The sequence below is a fragment of the Embleya sp. NPDC059213 genome (assembly GCF_042754445.1).
Taxonomy (GTDB): Bacteria; Actinomycetota; Actinomycetes; order Streptomycetales; family Streptomycetaceae; genus Embleya.
The window spans coordinates 1-2488 of sequence record NZ_JBHZAV010000386.1; the positions used below are offsets into that span (position 1 = coordinate 1).

General features: G+C 73.4%; 3 protein-coding genes. 1 reads left to right on the forward strand and 2 read right to left on the reverse strand.

The window, feature by feature from the left end:
* Positions 1-214 precede the first annotated feature (214 nt).
* Both ACFXMF_RS47425 and ACFXMF_RS47430 read right to left on the reverse strand, forming a co-directional pair.
* The gene (locus ACFXMF_RS47425; RefSeq protein ID WP_379992866.1) at positions 215-721 is read right to left on the reverse strand and encodes a hypothetical protein; all 507 of its coding nucleotides are present in this window, start codon (positions 719-721) and stop codon (positions 215-217) included.
* An 85-nt stretch (positions 722-806) separates the two neighbouring features.
* Positions 807-1394, reverse strand: a complete 588-nt coding sequence (locus ACFXMF_RS47430; protein WP_360324045.1) for a helix-turn-helix transcriptional regulator — start codon at positions 1392-1394, stop codon at positions 807-809.
* A 48-nt stretch (positions 1395-1442) separates the two neighbouring features.
* On the opposite strand from ACFXMF_RS47430, the gene ACFXMF_RS47435 reads away from it, so the two are divergent.
* Entirely contained in the window at positions 1443-2363 is a 921-nt protein-coding gene (locus ACFXMF_RS47435) for a class I SAM-dependent methyltransferase (protein ID WP_360324043.1), read from the forward strand.
* Positions 2364-2488 lie beyond the last annotated feature (125 nt).

Consider the following 2488-nt stretch of genomic DNA (forward strand, 5'->3'; position numbering starts at 1 on the left):
GCCGCGAACCGGCGCCGCCCACCCGGGACTTCACCGTGAGCAGCGCCGCGGGGGTCGGGGCCCGTGATCCGGGTCGGCATGGTGCCGTGGACGGGTGGCTGCCGGTGGCTGCCCGTGGGCCAGGGAAGTTCGGGGGCTCGGACGGGTCGGGGGGTGAGCAGGCGGGCGGTGTCGGCGTTCGTTCGCTCGATCGGTCGTGGGTCGGTCCTGGTGCTCAGGCCGAGTGGCGTGGGCTCGGGGCGGCGGACCGGGACGGGTGGGTGGCGTGGTCCAGGGCGTCGTCGATCGCGTCGGCCAGGACTCGCAGGTGGTCCGCCCAGTCGGCGCGGGACATCGCCTGCGGGGCGATTCGGGCACAGCCGGCCGCGGTGAGCACGGCGACGGTTTCGGGGGCGGTCAGCGGGACGGCACCGAGGACCGGGCCGGCCGGGCTCGCGTACGGGTCCAGGTAGAGGAGCAGATCGGCGTCGACGCCGGGACGGGCGCGATGGTCGGGACCGGGGTCGGCGGCGGGGTCGGCGACCTGCAGGCTGCGCAGAACGTGCTCGATCGCGCCCGCGAGGGCCCAGGCCGGCCCGCCCGGCCGGCCGTGTGCGCAGAGCCAGGCGCAGGCGCGGTCGCCGGCCGAGGTCAGCCGTTCCAGGGCCGCACGCTGTTCGGGGGAGAGGCGGGTGTCGGCGACGGTGCGGGCGTCGCCGGTCGGCGGGACGTGATTGCTCATGCCCGGTGAACGAGCGACACCTCGACAGGTCGCTGTCCCGGTGCCGGCGGCCCCGGCGGTAGGCCGAGTGGCGGAGTGACCGGGGCTACGGGTGGGGTGTCGTGCCGGATGGGAAGTGTGAGCGTTCCCCGTTGTGGTCGAGGATGATCAGGAGTTCCACCGGCTCGTCCTGAGCCCCGAAGGAGTGCGGGGTCATCGTGGAGAACTCGGCCGCGTGGCCGGCCTGGATCAGGATCACCCGCTCACCCAGTTGCAGCCGGGCGGTGCCGGACAACACGGTGAACCATTCGCGGCCGGGATGCACCTTCAGGTGTTCGGTGCCGGTCGGCCGGTCGCGGGTGATCCGCAGCTTCGCCACGGTGACGCCGTGCAGCGAGCGCTCGCCGGACAGGAGCCAACTGGTCATGCCTTCGGTGTGACACTCCTGCGGCCGGATCACCACGTCCTCGTCGTCGACGGACTCGACGAGCTGGTCGAGCGTGGTGTCCAGGGCCCGGGCGATGGCGACCAGTTGGTCGAGGGCGATCCGGCGGTGCCCGGTCTCGATCCGGCTCAGGTTGGACGGACTCAGGTGACAGCGGGAGGCGAGGGCGTCCAGCGACCAGCCGCGCGCGAGGCGCAACCCGCGGATACGGTGCCGGACGATGTTGTCCAGACCCAGTTCTTGCGTCATAGGCAATAGTGTATGTGTCGGGCGCATGGATGCGTCTACCGTTGAGCCATGAGCACGCACTCTCATCCGCACCCCGAGCAGCACCGGCACCTCCACCACGCACACCCGCACCACACACACGCGGACCGGCTCCCGGATGCGGGCGCGGACGCGCCGGCGGGCGGCCACGACGAATCCGGGTGGGCCGACATGCTGGACCTGGACGCCGAGGTGTTCGGGCCGTACCTGGACGAATTGACCGACTGGGTCCGCCGGCACGCCCCCGAGGCGCCGCGCCGGATCGCCGACGTGGGCGCGGGCACCGGCACCGGGAGCCTGGCGCTGGCCCGGCGATTCGAGGCGGCCGAAATCGTGGCGATCGATCGATCGGCGGCGCTGCTCGACCGGCTGCGGGCGGCGGCGCCGGGGGCCGGGCTCGCGGCGGATCGGCTCCGGATCGTGCAGGCCGACCTGGATGTCGCCTGGCCGTCCGTCGAGGCCGTGGACATCGCGTGGGCGGTGTCGTCGCTGCACCACTTCGCCGATCCGGACCGCCTGCTCCGCGACCTGTACGCGGCGCTGAACCCCGGCGGCCTGGTGGTGATCGTCGAGATGGACGCGCAGCCGCGTTTCCTGCCCGACGATCTCGGCATCGGCCGACCCGGGCTGGAGGCGCGCTGTCACGAGGTGGCGGCACGGGCGGGGGCGAACGCGCACCCCGATTGGCGGCCGTACCTGGAGCGGGCCGGTTTCACGATGACCGCGCAGCACACCTTCACGATCGAGGCGAGTCCGGCGCCGCCGGGTGCGCGACGCTACGCGGACGGTCTGCTGCGCCGCTTCCGCGACGCGTTCGACGACCGGTTGGCCGCCGACGACCTCGACACACTCGACCACCTGTTGGCGGACGACCACCCCGACGCCCTGGCGAACCGCCGCGACCTGACACTGCGCAACAACCGGACGGCCTGGGCGGCCCGACGCCTCTGACCCACCGGCTCCCGCCGCCGACCTGCCCGTGGCGCGCCGGGGGGGCGGGCCGGGCGGTGTGGTGGGCCCGGGGGACCGGGTGCCCATGGTGGGTAACCGAGTAGGGGTGGGTGCGACAAAAAGAA

Bases quoted from the DNA above. Each gene is read 5' to 3' on its own strand.
- ACFXMF_RS47425 (WP_379992866.1), bottom strand. From the start codon at position 721: ATGAGCAATCACGTCCCGCCGACCGGCGACGCCCGCACCGTCGCCGAC.
- ACFXMF_RS47430 (WP_360324045.1), bottom strand. From the start codon at position 1,394: ATGACGCAAGAACTGGGTCTGGACAACATCGTCCGGCACCGTATCCGC.
- ACFXMF_RS47435 (WP_360324043.1), top strand. From the start codon at position 1,443: ATGAGCACGCACTCTCATCCGCACCCCGAGCAGCACCGGCACCTCCAC.